This is a genomic window from Streptomyces sp. GD-15H (assembly GCF_045291515.1).
Taxonomy (GTDB): Bacteria; Actinomycetota; Actinomycetes; order Streptomycetales; family Streptomycetaceae; genus Streptomyces.
Genome location: NZ_CP149447.1, coordinates 6,288,309 through 6,307,904, shown reverse-complemented (window position 1 = coordinate 6,307,904; position 19,596 = coordinate 6,288,309). Strand labels below are relative to the sequence as shown.

Genomic DNA, 19,596 nt, shown 5'->3' with positions numbered 1-19,596 from the left:
AGCCGACGAAACTACCCGATAGTAGCCCTTTCTTCGTGACCTTCGACATGCGTACGGTGCGGCTATGACGAACCTCAAGGTCCACGCCCCCACGCAGGCCGACCTCGAAGGCGACCTGGAGTCACTGCGCGACGACTGCGCCCGGATGGCTCCCCGCTGGACGGCGCCGGACCGCGGCGACGCCCGGCCGGTGCCCCCGTCCCTGATCCACGGCGTGTCCGTGCCGTCGTCCTCGGCGCGGCTGCTGGACGCGATGTCGGAGTACGGCGACTGAGCCGAGCCTTCGTCGGCCAGGATCACGGCTTCCGGGGAACCGGAGGGGAACCGTGCGCTCCCCCGCTGCGTCCCATCGCTGTCCCCCGTAAAGGGGATGCGGGATACGACCCACCAGCAGTCCCGGTGCGACCGGGAAGGGTCTTCAGGGACAGCTGTGCAGCCGAAGGAGCGATGCGGTGAACACCGAGCGACCCGACAACGACGACGCCGGGGCGAGGGCCTCCGGCAGCGCGCGCGACACCGGGGGCGCTTCGGCCGACGGCGCGACGGAGGACGCCCCGGAGCAGGCTCCGGACCGAACCCCCGCGTCCGGCTCCGCCACGCCCGAGGCCGCCGTCGAGGCCGGTGCCGGGAAGGCGCCGGAACCGGCGGCGGACGACACGGAGACGACCACGGCACGGGAAGCCGGCGCCACGCAGGCTGACGGCGGCAAGGGCCCGGAGAGCGGTCCCACGGAGACCCACCGGCCCCGGGCCGGGCAACCGGAGTCCGAAGGCCCTGACTCCGGCGACGCGAAGGCCGACACCGCCGAGCCGCAGACCCCGGCGCCGGAAGCCGCCGCCCCGGAGGCGGACGGCGGCAAGGGCCCGGAAAGCGGCGACGTGAAGGCCGGCGCCACCGAACCGCCGGATTTCGAGGACGCGAAGACCCCGGAAAACAAGCCCGAAACGCCATCGGCGGACGACACGGAGTCCGGGGGCGACGCCGGTCGTGACGGAGACGGCGGTGGGGACGGTCGCGGCGGAGCCGGGTGGCGGCGGTCGCCGGTGCTGATCGCGTCGGTGGCCGCGGCCGTGCTGCTGGTCGGGGGCGGCGGAGCCTACCTCGCCGCCAGTGCCTCCGGCGGCTCGGGCAGTGGTACAACGCCGGGGGCGAACGGGGACGCCACTCCCCCGCCGCTCACCCTCGACGCCTACGCCGAGGGCGGGCCGCACGGCATCGCGCCCGGGGAGCCCAACCCGTACGGCGCCACCTACCGCGCCGACGGCGCTCTCCCCGACGGTCCCGACTCGGCGCCGGTGTACCTCGCCCGGGGGCAGATCACCCAGGCGCAGGTGGCCGGGCTGGCGAAGGCGCTCGACGTCGACGGGAAGCCGGTGGCGGAGGGCGGTGCCTGGCGGATCGGCGGCAAGGACGGCAGTGGACCCACGCTGCGGGTGGACCGGGACGCCCCTGGCACCTGGACGTTCAGCCGGTACGCGCCGGGCACCGACAACTGCAAGGGCGAGGCGTGCCGGACGCCCCCGGCCGACGGCACCCCGGCGGTGACCGAGGAGGCCGCGAGGAAGGCCGCCGCGCCCGTGTTGAAGGCGCTGGGCCAGGACGACGCGAAGCTCGACGCGAGCCAGGTCATGGGCGTCAAGCGGGTGGTGAACGCGGAACCCGAGATCGGCGGGCTGCCGACGCACGGCTGGACGACCGGTGTGGTCGTCGGTGCCGGGGGCGAGATCGTCGGCGGCAGCGGCCGGCTGTCGACGCCGGTGAAGGGGGACACGTACCCCGTGGTGAGCGCCGGGAAGGCGCTGGAACTGATGAACACGGCACCGGGCGCCGATGACCGTGCGGAGATCGGCGGCTGCGCCACTCCCGTACCGCTGGAGGGCGAGCAGCAGGAGCAGCCGGAGCCGTGTGTCACGGCGACGCCCCTGCCGGCCAAGGACACGGTCACCGTCGAGAAGGCGGTGTTCGGGCTGGCCTCGCACTCGGTGGACGGGCGGCAGACGCTCGTACCGTCCTGGCTCTTCGAGGTCCGGCCCACGGCCGCGCAGGACGGCGGCACGGTGACCTATCCGGCGGTCGACCCGGAGTACCTCGCCCCCCGGGCGCGGCCAGGGGAGTCCGGCACCGGGTCCACAAAGCCGGGCGGCGGTGACGAGCCGACCTCGGCGCCGTCCACGCGCGATGTCCGGGTCGAGGGTTACACCGCCGAGGGCAGTGAGCTGACGGTGACCTTCGCGGGCGGGGTCTGCGCCGACTACGAGACGACGGCGAACGAGCGCGGGGACCGGGTCACCGTCACCGTGACGGAGACGCCCTGGCCGGGCAAGGTGTGCATCCTGATCGCCAAGCAGTACCAGCAGACGGTGCGGCTCGACGCGCCGTTGGCGGCCCGTGAGGTGGTGGACGCCGACGGCGAGCCGGTGCCGCTGCACAAGGACGGCGCGCGGCTGCCCACGGCACCCTCCGGGTCCGGCAAGACGCGATGAAGCGCTGAGAACGTCCGGACAGCACGAAGGCGGCGGCCCCGTCGGAGGGGGCCGCCGCCTTCGTCATGTGCCGTGCCGTTCCTTCCGGGAAGGGTCCCGCACGGAACGGGCCCGGCTCAGCTGAAGGAGTCGCCGCAGGCGCAGGAGCCGGTGGCGTTCGGGTTGTCGATGGTGAAGCCCTGCTTCTCGATGGTGTCGACGAAGTCGATGGTGGCGCCGCCCAGGTACGGGGCGCTCATCCGGTCGGTGACGACCTTCACCCCGTCGAAGTCCTTCTCCACGTCGCCGTCGAGGGAACGCTCGTCGAAGAAGAGCTGGTAGCGCAGGCCGGAGCAGCCGCCGGGCTGGACGGCGACGCGCAGGGCGAGGTCGTCACGGCCTTCCTGGTCGAGCAGCGCCTTGACCTTCGCCGCGGCGGCGTCGGTCACGATGATGCCGTCGGTGGCGGTGGTGGTCTCGTCCGATACGGACATCTACATCTCTCCCGGGTTGTACGGAGACTGCTTGCCGACGGTTGCAACCGGCGGGGCCGCGGATTCATTCCGGGCCGGGAGCTTGTTCTCTCGGCTCCGTCTTCATGCTCGCACACGCCCCGGCGGGCGGAAAACGGTTCGCGTGGGCCCCTTCGAATTGTTCCGGCGGGACTTCGGGAATGAACGGCGGGGCGCCGGGATTCACGTCACATGGACGCTATGGCCGTCGTCAAACTGACGTGAACCGGATATGATAGATAGCGTCAATTCGACGAGAAGTCGTCGAACCAGTGTCCCGCTTGTCCCGCCGGGCCGTGTTTCACGGGCCCGGCGAGCCGCAGAACAGACAGAAAGGGTGCGTGTCGTGACCACCGCCCAGACCCAGGAGCTCGACGTACAGCCGACGCCCCTCGCCCTGCTGCTCCTCGGCCGAGAGGCCGACCCGAGGAGCGAGCGGGGTGTGGAGTGCCCCGGCGACCTGCCCTCGCCGTCCGACCCGGACCTGGTGGAACGCGCCCGCGCCGCCAAGAAGAAGCTCGGGGACAAGGTCTTCGTGCTCGGCCACCACTACCAGCGCGACGAGGTCATCCAGTTCGCCGACGTCACGGGCGACTCGTTCAAGCTGGCGCGGGAGGCCGCCGCGCGCCCGCAGGCCGAGTACATCGTGTTCTGCGGCGTGCACTTCATGGCCGAGTCCGCCGACATCCTCACCGGCGACGACCAGAAGGTCGTCCTGCCGGACCTCGCGGCCGGCTGCTCCATGGCGGACATGGCCACCGCCGAGCAGGTCGCGGAGTGCTGGGACGTGCTGACCGAGGCCGGGACAGCCGAGCGGGTCGTCCCCGTCTCGTACATGAACTCCTCCGCCGACATCAAGGCCTTCACCGGCAAGCACGGCGGCACCATCTGCACCTCCTCCAACGCGAAGCGCGCCCTGGAGTGGGCCTTCGAGCAGGGCGAGCAGGTCCTCTTCCTCCCCGACCAGCACCTCGGCCGCAACACGGCGGTGCGGGACATGGGGATGTCCCTGGAGGACTGCGTCGTCTACAACCCGCACAAGCCGAACGGCGGGCTGACGGCGGACGAGCTGCGGGCCGCGAAGATGATCCTGTGGCGGGGCCACTGCTCGGTGCACGGCCGTTTCAGCCTGGACTCGGTCAACGACGTGCGCGAGCGCGTCCCGGGCGTGAACGTGCTGGTCCACCCCGAGTGCCGGCACGAGGTCGTGGCCGCGGCGGACCACGTCGGGTCGACCGAGTACATCATCAAGGCCCTGGAGGCGGCCCCGGCCGGCTCCAAGTGGGCCATCGGCACGGAGCTGAACCTGGTGCGCCGACTGGCGAACCGTTTCGCCCCCGAGGGCAAGGAGGTCGTCTTCCTCGACAAGACGGTCTGCTTCTGCTCCACCATGAACCGCATCGACCTCCCCCACCTGGTCTGGGCCCTGGAATCCCTCGCCGAGGGCAACCTGGTCAACCGCATCGAGGTCGACAAGGAGACCGAGGCGTTCGCCAAGCTGGCCCTGGAGCGCATGCTGGCACTGCCGTAAGGGCGAGCCGTCCCTCGGGAGTGAGGGGCGGCATCATGAGGTGGGCGAGGGGATGCCCGCGCCCACATGTCGTGGGCCTCCGGCCGGTACCGGGCCGGAGGCCGGCCTGGTACCGGCCTGGCACGATTCCTCGGCAGGTCATCAGTCGAGGGCCGTGCAGAATGCCATGAGGGCTCGATGCCTGAATCCGTCAGGCGGCATGCTCGCGGCGCAGTGCGATCCACCGGTCGAAGTTCTCGGCGAACGTGTCACCTCGGTCGAGCAACGAGAGCAGCTGCTCGACCCGCTCCCGGGGATTCACGTCTGCCATGAGCACCAGCTCCGACTGCACAGCGCCCCAGCGCCGAATGGACGGCCTCTCGGGGGACTTGATGGCCAGCAACAGCTTCTCCCGATCCAGCAGGCGCTGCAGCTTCGGCACGGCCTCAGTCGTGAGGACTTCCGCGAGGCTCACTCCGACCCTCGCCCGGTTCTGGTAGCCGAACGCCCATAGGTCGGTCAGCTCCTGGGGGTCCAGGTCACTGGGCAGGTACAGGTAGCCGCCCTCCGGGCCGAGTCGGGCCAGCAGGCCGTTGACGGTCGCTTGCGTGAGCTCCATGGCGGGCAGTGAAGCGCACCGCACTGACAAGGGGCGATTCTGTCGGGGATCTTGAGAATTCTTGATCACTGCCCTTGGCTCCACCAGCGGAGCCAGGGCACGAGCTGCCCGACCCCACCACGGCACCGGACGGTACCGCTGGCTGACCCGTTCAAAGCTCCGGCAAGCGGGCGCCGCGGCTCACCGCGATCCGCAGTGCGTCCGCGAGTGCTTCGGCGAGGCGTGTGCCCGCGAAGCGCAACTCCCGCTCCCCCGCGCGCTCGTCGGCGAGCAGCGGCTTGGCCTGGGTCAGGACCGTCTCGGCGGAATCGAGCAGGTCGGCCTCCAAATCGTCGGCCAGGCAGGACAGTCGGCTGTACGGATCGTCCGTGCTCAGGTAGCAGGGGGCACCCTCCGGTGTCGTCCACGGCAGCAGCCGCAGTGGCGTACCGTCCCGTCCGTCGCGGATCATCCTGTCGCTCCCTCCGGTGAGATCCGGCCGTTTCGCTGCGGGCCGGATCTACATTCCTTACTGTCTGTGCCGTCATCGTCGCGCTGAGGCACCCGCCCGCAACAGGAGCGCCGCGTCCCAGCGTGGAGAACGGGACGATCAGCCAGAGAGGCAGCCGATGACCTTCAAGCCACAGACCTTGAGCCCCTACCTGTCCGCCCGCCACTACTTCGGCGCCGAGCAACGCCGTCACCGCGAGGCCGCCCAGCTGTCGTTGCTACAGCTCGCGGACATCCTCAACTCCAGCAAGAGCACACTGGCCCGCGTCGAGACGGCGGAGCTGATGCCGCCGCCGGACCTGCCGGACCGGCTGGACGCCGCGTTCGGCACGGACCAGCACTTCCACGGGCTGTACGAGCTGGCCAAGCGCGAGGCGCATCCGGACCAGTACCGCCGGTTCATGGACTTCGAGGCACAGGCGGAGGTCATTGAGAACTTCGGGGCGCAGGCCTTGCCAGGGCTGTTGCAGACCAGGGAGTACGCCGACGCCCAGCTCAGCCTGCGGGAGGAGTTGCTGCCCGACCAGGTGGAGGAACGTGTCAACGCGCGGATGTCCCGGCAGGAGAGGATCCGCTCGGCCAAGCCCCCGCTGCGATGGGCGATCATCGACGAGTCCGTGCTCCTGCGTACCTTCGGCAGCCGGGAAAGCATGTACAGGCAACTGGCCTGGCTGCTCGAACAGATGGATACTCCAGACAGCAAGGTCCAGGTGATGCCCTTCAGCGTTGGTGCGCACTACCTGATGGGCGGCGCGCTGACCCTGCTGACCCTTCCCAACGGCTCAACCGTGGCCTACGAAGAGGGCATCGAGGTCGGTCACCTCTACGAGGACCGGGACTCGGTGAAGAAGTGGCGACGGCACTACGAAGTGCTCCGCGCCAAGGCCCTCTCGCCGGCCGCCTCGGCGGAGCTGATCCGACAGGCGATGGAGGACTACAAGCCATGCGACACAGCCCCGAGCTGATCTCTGCCCGCTGGCGCCGAAGCAGCTACAGCAACGCCAACGGGGGCGAATGCATCGAGATCACAGGGGACTTCCCCGGCATCGTCCCCGTGCGCGACAGCAAGATCCCCCACGGCCCCGTCATCGTCGTCCCGGCCGCCGCCTGGGACGTCTTCGTCAACTCGCTCAAGTCGTAGGCACGCATGCGGAAGGGGCGCCCCGTGAGTTCACGGGGCGCCCCTTCGTCGTACTGATGAAAGTCAGACCTGGGCCGGCTCCGGTTCTTCCGAAATCTCCTTCTGCGCAGTCACGCCCTTCTTCGCCGCCCGCTTCTTCGCGCGCCGCTTCCTCGCGCGCCGCTCCTTGCGGAGCTCCAGCATCGCGTAGAGGGTCGGGACCAGAAGCAGGGTCAGCAGCGTCGACGTGATCAGGCCGCCGATCACCACCACCGCGAGCGGCTGGGCGATGAAGCCGCCCTCGCCGGTGACACCGAGCGCCATCGGGAGCAGGGCGAAGATCGTCGCCAGGGCCGTCATCAGGATCGGGCGCAGCCGGTGACGGCCGCCCTCCATCACCGCCTCGACGACGCCGTAGCCGCGGTCGCGGTACTGGTTGATCAGGTCGATCAGCACGATCGCGTTGGTCACCACGATGCCGATCAGCATCAGCATGCCGATCATCGCCGGGACGCCCATCGGGGTGCCGGTGACGAGCAGCAGGCCGAGCGCGCCCGTCGCCGCGAACGGGATGGACACCAGCAGGATCAGCGGCTGGGCGAGCGACCGGAAGGTGCCGACCAGCAGCAGGAAGACGATCGCGATCGCGGCCAGCATGGCCAGGCCCAGGCTGGCGAACGCCTCGTCCTGGTCCTCGGACACACCGCCGATCTCGGCCGTCGCGCCCGCCGGGAGGGTGAGCGCGTTGATCTCGGTCTGGAGTTCCGCGCTGACCGCGCCGGTGTTGTCGCCGGTCGGTCGGGCGGTGACGGTGGCCGAGCGCTGGCCGTCGATCCGGGTCATGGACACCGGGCCGTCCACCAGCTCGACGGTGGCGATGTCACCCAGCTTCACCGGGCCGAGCGGCAGCTTCTTCAGCTCGGCCAGGGTCGTGGCCGACCGCTCCGACCGGATGACGACGTCCCGCTCGGTGTCGTCCAGGACCACCTTGGCGGCCGGGGTGCCCCGTACCGCCTGGGCGACGGCCGCGCCGAGCGTCTGGTCGTTGAAACCGGCCGCGGCGGCACGGGAGTCGGCCTCGACCGAGACGCGCGGCACGCTCTGCGCCAGGTCGCTGGTGACGTCGGTGACGTCGTCCAGCGAGGCCACGGCCTCCTGCACCTGGTCGGCCGCCTTGCGCAGCACCTGCGGGTCGGCCGCCTTGACGACGACGCTCAGGTCCTGGTTGCCGAAGCCGTCGCCGGCCGCGACGGTGGTGGTGCCGATGCCGTCGAGGCCGGCGAGACCCTTCTCGAGGCTGTCCCGCACGTCCTCGTGGGAGGCGGAGTCCTCCAGCATCACCTGGTACGTCGCCTGGTTGGTGTCCGTACCGCCGCCGAAGGCCGCCATGAAGCCGGACGAGCCGATCGTGACCTGGTGGTCCTTGACGCCCTCGGTCTCGCCGAGCAGCTTCTCGACCTTCTCGGCCTGGGCGTCGGTCGCCGCGAGGCTGGTGCCCGGCTTCAGCTCCTGACGGAGTGTGAGGACCTTCTGCTCGCCCTGGTCGAAGAAGTTGGTCTTGAGCAGCGGCGCCATGGCGAACGTGGCGATCAGGACGACGACCGCGATGGCCACGCTGGCCAGCCTGCGCCGGGTGGCGAAGCGCAGCACGGAGAGGTAGCCGCGCTGGAGGCGGCTCTTCGCCTCCTTCTCCTCGGCCAGCCGGCGGGCCTCCTCGGCGTCCTCGGGGGTGCCCTTCGGGGGCCGCAGGAACCAGTACGACAGGACCGGGACGACCGTCAGCGACACCAGCAGGGACGCCAGCAGCGCGGCGGTGACGGTGAGGCTGAAGGAGCCGAACAGCTCGCCCACCATGCCGCCGACCAGGCCGATCGGCAGGAAGACGGCGACGGTGGTGAGCGTCGCGGAGGTCACCGCGCCGGCCACCTCGCGCACCCCCTTCATGATCGCCGTGTGGCGCTCCTCGCCGTAGCCGAGGTGCCGCTTGATGTTCTCCAAAACAACAATGGAGTCGTCCACGACCCGGCCGATCGCGATGGTCAGCGCGCCCAGGGTCAGCATGTTCAGCGACAGGTCGCGCGTCCACAGCACGATCAGGGCGAGGACCACGGAGAGCGGGATGGATACCGCCGTGACCAGCGTCGAGCGGATCGACGCGAGGAAGACCAGGATCACCAGGACCGCGAAGACCAGGCCGAGCGCGCCCTCGGTGGTCAGGCCCTCGATGGCCTGGGACACCGCCGGGCCCTGATCGCTGACGACGGTGAGCTCGGCGCCCGAACCGAGGTCCTCGCGCAGGCCGGGCAGCAGGTCGTCCACGGCGTTCGAGATCGTGACCGCGCTGCCGTCGTGGTCCATGGTGACCACCACGGCGAGGCTGGGGCTGCCGTTGGTGCGGGTGAGGGAGTCGGCCGTGGCCTCCCGCTGCTCCACGTCGGCCACCGAACCGAGGCGGACCGGCTTGCCCTTGCCGGGCTCGCCGGTGACCATCAGGTCCTCGATCTGCTGGATCGAGGTGTAGCCGCCGCCCACCTGGACGGTGCGGTTGGCGCCGTCCTCGTCGAAGGAACCGGCCGGGACGGTCGCGCCGCCCGCCTGGAGGGCCTGGGTCAGCGCCTGCGGCGTGAGACCGGCCTTGGCCAGCTTCGCGTCGTCGGGGGTGACGGTGACCTGGAGGTCCCGCACGCCGTCCACCATGACCTGGCCGACGCCGTCGATGTCCTTCAGCGCGGGCACCACGGTCCGGTCGAGCTGGCCGGCGAGGGCCTGCTGGTCCTTGTCGGAGGTGACGGCGAGGACCACGGTCGGGATGTCGTCGGTGGAACCAGCGACGACCTGCGGGTCCACGGCGTCCGGAAGCTGGGCGCGGGCCCGGTTGACGGCCTGCTGGACATCGGCGACGAGTTGCTTGGTGTCGTTGCCGAAGTCGAAGGACGCCATGATCACGGCGTTGCCCTCGCTGGCCTTCGAGGTGACACCGGAGATGCCGTCGACGGCCTCCAGATGGGCCTCGATGGGCTCGACGACCTGCTTCTCCACCACGTCGGGGGACGCGCCCTGGTACGGGGCCACCACGGAGACCATGGGCAGTTCGATGGTGGGCAGCAACTGCTGCTTGAGCTGAGGTATCGCGATCGCCCCGAACACGAGCGCGATGATCGACATCAGTCCGATCAGCGCCCGTTGCGCGAGGCTGAATCTGGCCAGCCAGGACATGGGTGACGGGTCTCTCTTCTGTGAGCGGTCAGCAGTACGGGCACCGGCACGGCCTGACGTACCGTCACCGGCGTTGTGGAACGCCGGTGACGGTACGGTCAGGAGTACGGGACGTACCCGGAGGGGCAGGGAGGACGCGGTCGGACGCCCGCTCTCCACACTCGCGCATCAGCAAGGGCCGATCCGTAGGCCCGAGGTCCTGTTCCTCGGGCGGCGGCTACTCCCGGCGCAGTACACGCGGTGGCGTTCACTCCACCCTTGGACGTACCAGCCCTGATTCGTAGGCGGTCACCACCAGCTGGGCCCGGTCGCGGGCGCCCAGCTTGGCCATGGCCCGGTTGACGTGCGTCTTCACGGTCAGCGGGCTGACCTCCAGGCGTGCGGCTATCTCGTCGTTCGAGTGACCGCCGGCGACCTGGATCAGCACTTCGCGCTCCCGCACGGTCAGCGAGTCGAGCCGCTGTGCGCGGGCCGGGTCGCGGTCGGCGTCGTCGGTGGTGCCCTCCTGGGCGAGGAAGCGGGCGATCAGGCCCTTGGTGGCGGCCGGGGACAGCAGCGCCTCCCCCTCGGCGGCGATCCGGATGGCGTTCAGCAGTTCCCCGGGTTCGGAGCCCTTGCCGAGGAAGCCGGAGGCGCCGGCCCGCAGCGACCGCACCACGTAGTCGTCGACCTCGAAGGTCGTCAGTATGACCACACGGACCCCGTCGAGCTCGGGGTCGGCGCTGATCAGGCGGGTGGCCGCGAGGCCGTCGGTACCCGGCATCCGGATGTCCATGAGGACGACGTCGGCACGCTGTTCCCGGGCCAGCCGGACCGCCTCGGCGCCGTCGGACGCCTCGCCCACCACCTCCATGTCCGGCTCGGAGTCGACGAGCACGCGGAACGCGCTGCGCAGCAGCGCCTGGTCGTCGGCGAGCAGGACTCGGATGGTCATACGGATTCCCCCGGGGGCGCTGGTCACGGGCCGTCCTGGGCTGCGGACGTACGGGGCTCGACGGGCAGGATCGCATGGACGCGGAACCCGCCGCCGTAGCGGGGGCCGGTGGTGAGGGTGCCGCGCAGGGCGGTGACGCGTTCCCGCATGCCGAGCAGGCCGTGCCCGCCCTCACCGCCGCCGTGCCCGCCCTCACCGCGGCCGCCGCCGGCTGCTCCAGCGCCGTCGCCGGTGCCGTCGTCGAGCACGGTGATCTCGATGTGGGGGCCCACCCTGACGACGCTGACCTCCGCCTTCGCCTCGCTGCCGGCGTGCTTCTGGACATTGGTGAGGGCCTCCTGGATGACCCGGTAGGCGGCCAGGTCCACGGCGGCGGGCAGCGCGGGGCTCTGGTCCTCACGGGCGACCAGGACCCGCAGGCCCGCGCTGCGGAAGGTGCCGGCGAGCTCGTCGAGGCGGTCCAGGCCGGGGGCGGGCTCGGTGGGTGCCTCGGGGTCGTCGGACTGGCGCAGCAGGCCGACGGTGGCGCGCAGTTCGCCCAGCGCCGAGCGGCTGGCCTCCCGTACGTGGGCGAGGGCCTCCTTGGCCTGGTCGGGCCGCTTGTCCATGACATGAGCGGCGACCCCGGCCTGGACGTTGACCAGGGCGATGTGGTGGGCGACCACGTCGTGCAGGTCGCGGGCGATGCGCAGGCGTTCCTCGGCGACGCGGCGGCGGGCCTCCTCCTCGCGGGTGCGTTCGGCCCGCTCGGCGCGCTCCCGGATGGCCTGGACGAAGGCGCGGCGGCTGCGGACGGCGTCCCCGGCGGTGGCGCCGATCCCGGTCCAGGCGAGGAGCCCCAGGTTCTCCTGGGCGTACCACGGCAGGGGGCCGGCGGTCATGGCGGTGCCGGTGAGGACGGTCATGGTGAGCAGGCCGACCCGCCAGGTGGTGGGCCGGTCGGTGGTGGAGGCGACGGTGTAGAGCGCGACGACCACGCACATCGCGACCGGGACGCGGGGGTCGCCGGTGACGGACTCGACCACGGAGGCGGCGCCGGTGAAGGCGAGGACCGCGAGAGGGGCCCGGCGTCGGAGGACCAGCGCGGCGGCGCCGAGGGCCATGAGGACCAGGCTGAGCGGGTCGGGGGTGCTCAGCTCCCAGGTGACGCCGTGCGGGCCGTGCGGGTCCACGAAGGATCCGGCCACCATGCACGCCAGGACACCCGCGGCCAGGGCGGCGTCCAGGGCGAAGGGATGTGCGCGCAGCCGGCACCGGGCGCGCTGGAGGGTGCTCACGACCGTTCACCGTACGGCGTCCCCGGCGCCGCCGTGACGTCCGGTGCGGCGCCGGGTGCGCGGGGCCCGGTCGTGGACCGCCCGTGCGGGGTTCGGCAGGCCCGGGGTTCACGGGCCTGCGGTTCACGGGCCCGGGATCAGTCCGCCGTCGCTGAGCAGCTCCCGGACCTCCTCGAGGGTGGCGTCCGGGGAGGGGAGGATGAGGTCGGAGGGTTCCAGGGCGTCGTCCGGCAGTGGCTCACCGAGCTCGTGGACCCTGTTCAGCAGGGCGGTGAGGGTGCGACGGAAGCCGGGGCCGTCGCCGGTGTCCATCTCGGCGAGGAGTTCCTCGTCCAGTTTGTCCAGCTCGGCGAGGTGGCTCTCGGCCAGAGCCACCTGCCCCTCCCCCATGATCCGTACGATCATGTCGGCCTCCTGGGTCCTGGCGAGAACCTCGGTCGTCGGCACGGTTTCCCGTGCGGTGGTCACTGCTTGTCGAACCGCGGGGTGTCCTGCGGTTGCTGCTGGGCCTGGGACTGCTCGCTGCCGCCCTCGATGGCCTGCTGCTCGGCGGAGGGGCCTCCGGCCAGTTCGGCCTTCATGCGCTGCAGCTCCAGCTCCACATCCGTACCACCGGAGAGCCGGTCCAGCTCGGCCTGGATGTCGTCCTTGTGCATGCCGGACTGGTCGTCCAGGGCGCCGGAGGCGAGCAGCTCGTCGATGGCGCCGGCCCGCGCCTGGAGCTGGGCGGTCTTGTCCTCGGCGCGCTGGATCGCCAGCCCGACGTCGCCCATCTCCTCGGAGATGCCGGAGAACGCCTCGCCGATCCGGGTCTGCGCCTGGGCCGCCGTGTACGTGGCCTTGATGGTCTCCTTCTTCGTGCGGAAGGCGTCGACCTTGGCCTGGAGCCGCTGGGCCGCGAGGGTGAGCTTCTCCTCCTCGCCCTGGAGCGTCGCGTGCTGCGTCTCCAGATCGGTCACCTGCTGCTGGAGGGCGGCGCGGCGGGAGAGCGCCTCGCGGGCCAGGTCCTCACGGCCCAGCGCGAGCGCCTTGCGCCCCTGGTCCTCCAACTTGCCCGACTGCGACTGGAGCTGGTTGAGCTGGAGCTCCAGGCGCTTGCGGCTGGTCGCCACGTCGGCGACACCGCGGCGGACCTTCTGGAGCAGCTCCAGCTGCTTCTGGTACGAGTAATCGAGGGTCTCGCGCGGATCCTCGGCCCGGTCAAGGGCCTTGTTCGCCTTCGCGCGGAAGATCATCCCCATACGCTTCATGACACCGCTCATGGGCTTCGCGCGCCCCCTTCTGACCGACTCCGGCTCACAGCTCTGCGACAGAACCCACAGTACGGGCCCTGCATCCATTACCGCACTGTTCGGGGACGGATGCGCTCATCCCCAAGGACGACTGAGTGGCCGCCCGCTCCGGCCCAGGGAGTAGGTGACCCCCGAGGCGGACGGGACAACGCACCCCAAGAGGTACGCAACGCCCTCTCTGTCCTCCTACAGACGACTGGTGTTGCCGGATCGTTCCCCCGGGACTGGGGTCCAACCGCACAGACCCCGTACCCTTGGGTTTTGTGTTCCGTAGCCGTGCCAAGGAAGAGAAGGCCCACGCCGACAAGGCGACGGTGACCGACTCCAAGCAGACCCGCCACCCGGAGGCCCCCAAGGGCCGTCCCACGCCCAAGCGCAGCGTGGCCCAGACCCAGCGCCGCAGCGTGACCAATACGTCGATGACGCGCAAGGAGGCCGCCAAGCGGCAGCGTGACGAGCGCCGAGCCGCGATGGAGCGCCAGCGCCAGGCGCTGGCCAACGGCGACGAGCGCTACCTGCCCGCCCGTGACAAGGGGCCGGTGCGTCGCTTCGCGCGTGACTTCATCGACTCGCGGTTCCACATCGCGGAGTACTTCCTGCCGATGGCCGTGGTCATCCTGGTGCTGAGCATGATCCAGGTCCCCCAGCTGCAGAACGTCGCGCTGCTGCTGTGGCTGGTCGTGATCGTGACGATCGTGCTCGACTCCCTCGTGACCGGCTTCCGGCTGAAGAAGCTGCTGGCCGAGCGCTTCCCCGACGACAGGCGTCGCGGCGCCGTCGCCTACGCGCTGATGCGTTCGCTCCAGATGCGCCGACTGCGGCTGCCCAAGCCCCAGGTCAAGCGCGGAGAGCGGCCCTGAGCACCCTGCCGTTCGCCGACGGCGAGGCCCCCCCGGCGCCGGCGAGTCCGGCACGGCCCGCGGTACCCGCGCCGGCCTCCCCGGGGGGACCGGGCGGGCCCGGTGGCCTGCGGGAGGCCGTACGGCTGGAGCTGGTGGCCCGCCAACTGGACGAGCAGATAGTGGGGCGGTTCCCGGTCGGGCGGCGGCTGCGCGTGCTCGACGTGGGCATGGGCCGGGGCTCACAGGCGCTGCGTCTGGCACGGGCCGGTCACTCGGTGACCGGCCTGGAGCGGGACCCCGAGATGCTCCGCGCCGCGCGTGCGGCGCTCGCCCGGGAGCCGGAGGGCATCCGGGAGCGGATGCGGGTCATCGAGGGCGACGGCCGGGACACCGGTGTGCACTTCCTGCCGGGCGGCTTCGACGTGGTGCTCTGCCACGGCGTGCTCATGTACGTGGCGGAGCCGGACCCGCTGGTGGCGGGGCTGGCCCGGATGCTCGCCCCCGGCGGACTGCTGTCGCTGCTGGTGCGCAACGGTGACGCGTCCGCGATGCGGTCCGGCCTGTGCGGCGACTGGGCGGGCGCGCTGACCGCGTTCGACGCGACCTGCCACGTGGACGAGGAGTCGGGGCTCGAGATACGGGCCGACCGGCTGAAGAAGCTGACGGCGACGCTCGCCGGGCTCGGGGCGCCGCTGCACACCTGGTACGGCGTGCGGGTCTTCACGGACACGGCGGCGGACGACACGCGCGCCTCCGACGTCCCGGACGACCTGGCGACCCTCCTCGCGGTCGAGGAGCGGGCCGGGCGGACGGACCCCTACCGCGGGGTGGCGTCGCTGCTGCACCTGTGCGGCGTACGGGGCTGACGCGGGCGCGGGGCGGGCGAGGGCCGGGGCCCCCGCCCGTGAGCTCAGACCTCGGGGCTCACCTGGTCCGCGTGGAGGCTCATCGGCCCGTAGATCTCCGTGGCGTCCTCCCGCAGCCGCACCTGGTCGACACCACCCTCCAGCAGAGCCTTCCAGTTCTCCCCGATCCAGGACTCGGCGTCCCCCTGCGTGGTGAACTCCTCCGGCGTCACCGCGGGCTCGACCTGCGTCCCGTCGGCCTTCTCGAACCGCCACGTCCATGCCGCCATGTACGCCTCCGTGGGTGTCAGCACACTGCACAACAGGAGCCGGATCTCGGTCCGGCTCCGGCAAGAGCCTAGGGCCTGTCCGGCGGATCAGGTCGCGGGAAATCGACAGCGCCTCATCAGTGCAGGTGGGCGGGGGCGATGGGGGTACCCCCGCGTGAGGGTGTTCGAGCGTGGGGGAGCGTGCAGCTGCAAGGCGGAGGAGGGAGTCGACGCGAGAGGGGCGCCCCCTGCTCGAGCTCGTCGAGAGCTCGGGGGGGTCGGCGAGTGACGACAACGCCACTGGGGGTCCCCCCCTGCTCGAAGAGCTCGGGGAGTACGTGCCGGACCCCGCGTCTGCGGCATGATCCGCCGGACAGGCCCTGAGCCAGGACGTGGGTCCTGTACGACGGATCACGCGGGGCAGCCGCCCGGTCGGACGCGCAGGAGCCGTGGGGACAGGCGAAAATCGGGTCCGTGGAACTCACTCTGCTCGGTACCGGTGCCCCCGCGGGACTGCCCCGCCCCGACTGTCCCTGCGCCGCGTGCGCGTCCGCGACCGGTCCGCACGCGCGCGCGGCGACCGCGCTGCTGGTGGACGGCTCGCTGCTGCTCGACCTCACGCCGGGCGTGGCCTTCGCGGCGGCCCGTGCGGGGCACTCGCTCGGCGGTGTGCGCCAGGTGCTGCTCTCCCATCCGCACGACGGGCCCCCGGTCGAGCTGCCCGCCGGCCTGCCGCAGCCCGGCCGGGTGCCGGACGGGCGGGAGCTGGCGCTGCTGACGGGCCACAGGGTGCGGGCGGTGGCGCTGGACTCGCCGGGCACCGGGTACGCGGTGACCGGCCCGGACGGGCAGCGGCTGCTGTATCTGCCGCCGGGCGCGGCGCCGGCCGTGCCTTGAGGAGCCCGCCGAACCGTACGCCATGGTGCTGTTGGACGTCGTGGGGCGCCCGGACGCGCTGGCGCGGCTGCGGGCGGTGGGCGCGGTCGGGCCGACGACGGATGTCGTCGCCGTGCACCTGGACCACGACGTGCCGCCCGGCGCGGAGGCGCGCCGCCGGCTCGCGGCGGCCGGGGCGCGCGCCGTGCCGGACGGGACCACGCTGGAGGTGGGCGCCTACGAGTACGTGCCCGACCTGCCGCGGCGGACGCTGGTGCTGGGAGGGGCCCGGTCGGGCAAGTCGGTGGAGGCCGAGCGCCGGCTGGAGTCGCTTCCGGAGGTGCTGTATGTGGCGACCGGCGGGTCCCGCAACGGGGACACCGAGTGGACGGCCCGGGTGTCGGCCCATCAGGAGCGGCGGCCCGGGTCGTGGCGGACCGTCGAGACCTGCGATCTGGTGCCGCTGCTGGAGGACGACGGGCCGCCGCTGCTGGTGGACTGTCTGTCGCTGTGGCTGACGGACGCGATGGACTCCGTCGGGGCGTGGGACGACGCGGAGTGGGCCGACGGCGGGGAACGGGCGCTCAGGGAGCGGATGCGCGAGCTGACGGACGCGGTGCGCGCGACCCGGCGGACGGTGGTCGCGGTGTCCAACGAGGTGGGCTCGGGCATCGTGCCCGCCACCGCGTCCGGCCGCCGGTACCGGGACGAACTCGGGCGGCTGAACGCGGCGTTCGCGCAGGAGTGCGAGCAAGTGCTGCTGGTGGTGGCGGGACAGGCGCTGATACTGAAGGGGTGAGCGGGCGTGCCGGGTCAGCCCGTGGGCTTTCTCGCGATGATCCGGTACGCGTTGGCGAACGGGGTGTGCCGCAGCAGTGGGGCCAGCGCGAGGTCCGTGAGTGCCGCGGCGGCCACCACCGGGGCGCTCGCGCGCAGCAGGACGGTGCGCGAATGCCGCTGGAACGGGGTCGGCGGGATGGCGCGCCAGGGGGCGTCCGGGGCGGGCAGGGCGTGGGAGAGGGCCAGCGCGGTGGCACCGGCCAGGTCGTACGGAACGTGCACCGCGCGGTGCCCGGAGCCTGACCTGAACGGGAGCCCGGGCCTGGCGGTGACGATCTCGCAGCCGAGCCGCTCCAGTTCGGCGCGGAGGTTGCGCGGCGGGAGCAGGTGCAGTCGGCGGGGCTGGTCGTAGGACAGCCACCACCGGCCGAACAGGGCGGCGAATGCGCTGCGGGGGTCCAGCGTCTCGATGAGCAGATGACCGCCGGGGCGCAGGGCGTCGAGGGCGGCGTGGAGTTCCGCCCTCGGGTCGGTGGTGTGTTCGAGGTGGTGCAGCATGCTGACCACGTCGTAGCGGCCCGCCACCCGGGCCCGCAGCCGTGGGGACGTCAGCGGGCCGATGTGGGCCTCCTCCACCCGGCCGAGGGCGCGGGCGCGTTCGACGCGCGGGGTGAGGTCGGTGCCGTCGAAGGCGGTGTACGGGAACAGCTCCCGCGCGGTGTACGGGAAGCGGGCGTGACCGGTGCCGACGTCCAGCCAGCTCTCCGGTTCGCCGAAGCGCAGCATCGCGCGGGCCGTGGCACGGCGGCGGCGCGGGGCGTCGCGCAGCGCGAGGACCCGGTCGGTGACGGCGTCCCGGGGGGCCCCGCGCAGCACCCGCCGGTGGAAGGCGAGGCCCTCGGCGGTGAGGCGGGGGTTCTGGAAGGTGTGCCCGCAGTCCCGGCACGCGTCGACGGTGAACCGGCCCGGCCGGTGCCGCCGCAGGTCACCGGTGCGCAGCCGGTTGCGCAGCCGCGCCGAGCCACACCAGGGGCAGTCCTCGCGACGCGGCTCGTGCACCCGCGCGGAGGCCTGCTGGGCGGGTACGGCAACGGCGCCGGGCACGGCGGCCGACGGGGCGGCGATGGGTGCGTCGGGCACGGACATGGGCGGCTCCCGGGGGGTCGGGCGGATGGGCGAGCGGAACGTCGGGACGCGTGTATGACATTCCACTGCAAAACGTTACGGATCGGATGGCCCTCCGAGGCGTAACGACGTCGGGGTGGCGTCGCCCGGCGGGCGGAAAATCGACGACGGGACCTGGGACTCCGTGGTGTTCGATCCGGGCCGGTACTGTTCGGCGAATGAGCTCGCTTAATCTCGACGACTTCACCGACCTGATCGAGCGTCCGGACGGCGGGGTGCGCCGTGACGCGGAGGCGCGCCGCGGACGCCAGATCGTGCCGCCCGGGTCGCTGGGCCGGCTCGAACGAACTGGGCGAGTGGCTGGCCGCCGCACAGTCCGCCGTGCCGGTGCGGCCGGTCGAGCGGCCGCGGGTCGTCCTCTTCGCCGGTGACCACGGAATCGCCGAACTGGGCGTCTCGGCACGGGCCGCGGGCAGCGCCGGGGAGCTGGTGCGCGAGGTGCTGGAGGGCGGCCGTCCGGTCTCCGTGCTGGCCCGGCGGTTCGGGGTGCCGGTACGAGTGGTCGACATGGCCCTGGACTGCGATCCGGCGACCCTGCCCGAGGACGTCGTACGGCACAGGGTGCGGCGCGGCAGCGGACGCGTCGACATCGAGGACGCGCTGACCCTCGAGGAGGCCGAGGCGGCGTTCCGGGCCGGGGTCGCGGTGGCCGACGAGGAGGCCGACTCCGGTACGGACCTGGTGGTGCTCGGCGATGTGAGCGTGGGCGGCACCACGGCGGCGGGTGTGCTGGTGGGCGCGCTGTGCGGGACGGACGCGTCCGTGGTCACCGGGCGCGGCGGGCTGGCGATCGACGACCTGGCCTGGATGCGCAAGTGTGCGGCGATCCGCGACGCGCTGCGGCGGGCCCGGCCCGTGCTCGGCGACCAGCTGCGGCTGCTGGCGACGGTAGGCGGTGCCGATCTGACCGCGATGACGGGCTTCCTGCTGCAGGCCGCCGTACGGAAGACGCCGGTCGTGCTCGACGGCGTCGTGACGGCGGCGTGCGCGCTGGTGGGGCAGCGGATCGCGTTCCGGGCGCCGGACTGGTGGCTGGCCGCGCACGACAGCGGTGAGCCGGGGCAGGCGAAGGCGCTGGACCGGATGGCGCTGGAGCCGCTCCTCACGCACGGCGTCACCGTGGGCGAGGCCACGGGCGGCCTGCTGGCCCTCCCCCTGGTGCAGGCGGCGGCCGCGCTGGCCGCGGAACTCCCCGAGCGCCCGGAGGAGGCGGAGGAATCAGACGTGCCGGAGGCGTCGGAGGCGGCTGACGCGTCGGAGGGACCGGAGGCGCCGGCGGCCGATGAGCAGCCGGAGCCGACCACGGGCTCGAAGTCCGGATAGCCGGCGACCGCGGCGACCGGGGCGGCGGCCCCGAAGCACCCCCCG

Annotated in this window: 17 protein-coding genes and 2 pseudogenes; 9 read left to right on the top strand and 10 right to left on the bottom strand. The window is 72.1% G+C overall.

Going from position 1 to position 19,596, the window contains the following annotated elements:
* Positions 1 to 64 precede the first annotated feature (64 nt).
* On the top strand, positions 65 to 274 hold the full coding sequence (locus WJ438_RS29780) for a hypothetical protein (protein WP_406727961.1): 210 nt from the start codon (positions 65 to 67) through the stop codon (positions 272 to 274).
* Between the two features lie 772 nt (positions 275 to 1,046).
* On the top strand, positions 1,047 to 2,483 hold the full coding sequence (locus WJ438_RS29775; protein ID WP_406729849.1) for a hypothetical protein: 1,437 nt from the start codon (positions 1,047 to 1,049) through the stop codon (positions 2,481 to 2,483).
* Between the two features lie 116 nt (positions 2,484 to 2,599).
* Here the strand turns inward: WJ438_RS29775 and WJ438_RS29770 are convergent, their stop codons facing one another.
* Entirely contained in the window at positions 2,600 to 2,956 is a 357-nt protein-coding gene (locus WJ438_RS29770) for an iron-sulfur cluster assembly accessory protein (RefSeq protein ID WP_109377461.1), read from the bottom strand.
* 364 nt (positions 2,957 to 3,320) lie between these two features.
* Between WJ438_RS29770 and nadA the strand changes: the two genes are divergently transcribed.
* Positions 3,321 to 4,505 carry a quinolinate synthase NadA gene (nadA, locus tag WJ438_RS29765; protein WP_406727960.1) on the top strand — a complete coding sequence of 395 codons (1,185 nt, stop codon included), beginning with the start codon at positions 3,321 to 3,323 and terminating at the stop codon, positions 4,503 to 4,505.
* A gap of 190 nt (positions 4,506 to 4,695) precedes the next feature.
* On the opposite strand, the gene WJ438_RS29760 is transcribed toward nadA, so the two are convergent.
* Both WJ438_RS29760 and WJ438_RS29755 read right to left on the bottom strand, forming a co-directional pair.
* Positions 4,696 to 5,103, bottom strand: coding sequence for a hypothetical protein (locus WJ438_RS29760; RefSeq protein ID WP_406727959.1), 408 nt, complete (start codon positions 5,101 to 5,103; stop codon positions 4,696 to 4,698).
* Between the two features lie 151 nt (positions 5,104 to 5,254).
* Complete coding sequence (locus WJ438_RS29755; protein ID WP_406727958.1) at positions 5,255 to 5,554, bottom strand: hypothetical protein; 300 nt, start codon at positions 5,552 to 5,554, stop codon at positions 5,255 to 5,257.
* Positions 5,555 to 5,711: 157 nt separating this feature from the next.
* Between WJ438_RS29755 and WJ438_RS29750 the strand changes: the two genes are divergently transcribed.
* Together WJ438_RS29750 and WJ438_RS29745 are read left to right on the top strand one after the other, a co-directional pair.
* The gene (locus tag WJ438_RS29750) at positions 5,712 to 6,557 is read left to right on the top strand and encodes a Scr1 family TA system antitoxin-like transcriptional regulator (RefSeq protein ID WP_406727957.1); all 846 of its coding nucleotides are present in this window, start codon (positions 5,712 to 5,714) and stop codon (positions 6,555 to 6,557) included.
* Complete coding sequence (locus WJ438_RS29745) at positions 6,536 to 6,733, top strand: DUF397 domain-containing protein (RefSeq protein ID WP_406727956.1); 198 nt, start codon at positions 6,536 to 6,538, stop codon at positions 6,731 to 6,733. Before WJ438_RS29750 ends, WJ438_RS29745 begins: the two co-directional genes overlap by 22 nt.
* Positions 6,734 to 6,796: 63 nt before the next feature.
* Here the strand turns inward: WJ438_RS29745 and WJ438_RS29740 are convergent, their stop codons facing one another.
* From WJ438_RS29740 to WJ438_RS29720, 5 genes are all read right to left on the bottom strand, one after another.
* Positions 6,797 to 9,928 (bottom strand): efflux RND transporter permease subunit, encoded by a 3,132-nt coding sequence (locus WJ438_RS29740; RefSeq protein WP_406727955.1) that lies wholly within the window; start codon positions 9,926 to 9,928, stop codon positions 6,797 to 6,799.
* Between the two features lie 247 nt (positions 9,929 to 10,175).
* Entirely contained in the window at positions 10,176 to 10,862 is a 687-nt protein-coding gene (locus WJ438_RS29735; protein WP_406727954.1) for a response regulator, read from the bottom strand.
* 23 nt (positions 10,863 to 10,885) lie between these two features.
* Positions 10,886 to 12,139 (bottom strand): sensor histidine kinase, encoded by a 1,254-nt coding sequence (locus WJ438_RS29730; RefSeq protein ID WP_406727953.1) that lies wholly within the window; start codon positions 12,137 to 12,139, stop codon positions 10,886 to 10,888.
* 123 nt (positions 12,140 to 12,262) lie between these two features.
* Complete coding sequence (gene pspAA, locus WJ438_RS29725; RefSeq protein ID WP_406727952.1) at positions 12,263 to 12,544, bottom strand: PspA-associated protein PspAA; 282 nt, start codon at positions 12,542 to 12,544, stop codon at positions 12,263 to 12,265.
* A gap of 59 nt (positions 12,545 to 12,603) precedes the next feature.
* Positions 12,604 to 13,401: a PspA/IM30 family protein gene (locus WJ438_RS29720; protein ID WP_406727951.1), complete on the bottom strand. Its 798-nt coding sequence runs from the start codon at positions 13,399 to 13,401 to the stop codon at positions 12,604 to 12,606.
* A gap of 293 nt (positions 13,402 to 13,694) precedes the next feature.
* On the opposite strand from WJ438_RS29720, the gene WJ438_RS29715 reads away from it, so the two are divergent.
* The gene (locus tag WJ438_RS29715) at positions 13,695 to 14,291 is read left to right on the top strand and encodes a DUF3043 domain-containing protein (RefSeq protein WP_406727950.1); all 597 of its coding nucleotides are present in this window, start codon (positions 13,695 to 13,697) and stop codon (positions 14,289 to 14,291) included.
* 134 nt (positions 14,292 to 14,425) lie between these two features.
* The gene (locus WJ438_RS29710) at positions 14,426 to 15,139 is read left to right on the top strand and encodes a class I SAM-dependent methyltransferase (RefSeq protein ID WP_406727949.1); all 714 of its coding nucleotides are present in this window, start codon (positions 14,426 to 14,428) and stop codon (positions 15,137 to 15,139) included.
* Positions 15,140 to 15,183: 44 nt separating this feature from the next.
* Here WJ438_RS29710 and WJ438_RS29705 read toward each other — a convergent pair whose 3' ends face one another.
* Positions 15,184 to 15,408, bottom strand: coding sequence for a hypothetical protein (locus WJ438_RS29705; protein WP_406727948.1), 225 nt, complete (start codon positions 15,406 to 15,408; stop codon positions 15,184 to 15,186).
* Positions 15,409 to 15,861: 453 nt separating this feature from the next.
* Here WJ438_RS29705 and WJ438_RS29700 point away from each other — a divergent pair.
* Positions 15,862 to 17,062 (top strand): annotated as a pseudogene (locus WJ438_RS29700) (bifunctional adenosylcobinamide kinase/adenosylcobinamide-phosphate guanylyltransferase).
* 14 nt (positions 17,063 to 17,076) lie between these two features.
* Here WJ438_RS29700 and WJ438_RS29695 read toward each other — a convergent pair.
* Positions 17,077 to 18,189, bottom strand: coding sequence for a methyltransferase domain-containing protein (locus WJ438_RS29695; RefSeq protein ID WP_406727947.1), 1,113 nt, complete (start codon positions 18,187 to 18,189; stop codon positions 17,077 to 17,079).
* Positions 18,190 to 18,386: 197 nt separating this feature from the next.
* Between WJ438_RS29695 and cobT the strand changes: the two are divergent.
* Positions 18,387 to 19,551, top strand: a pseudogene (cobT, locus tag WJ438_RS29690) (nicotinate-nucleotide--dimethylbenzimidazole phosphoribosyltransferase).
* Positions 19,552 to 19,596 lie beyond the last annotated feature (45 nt).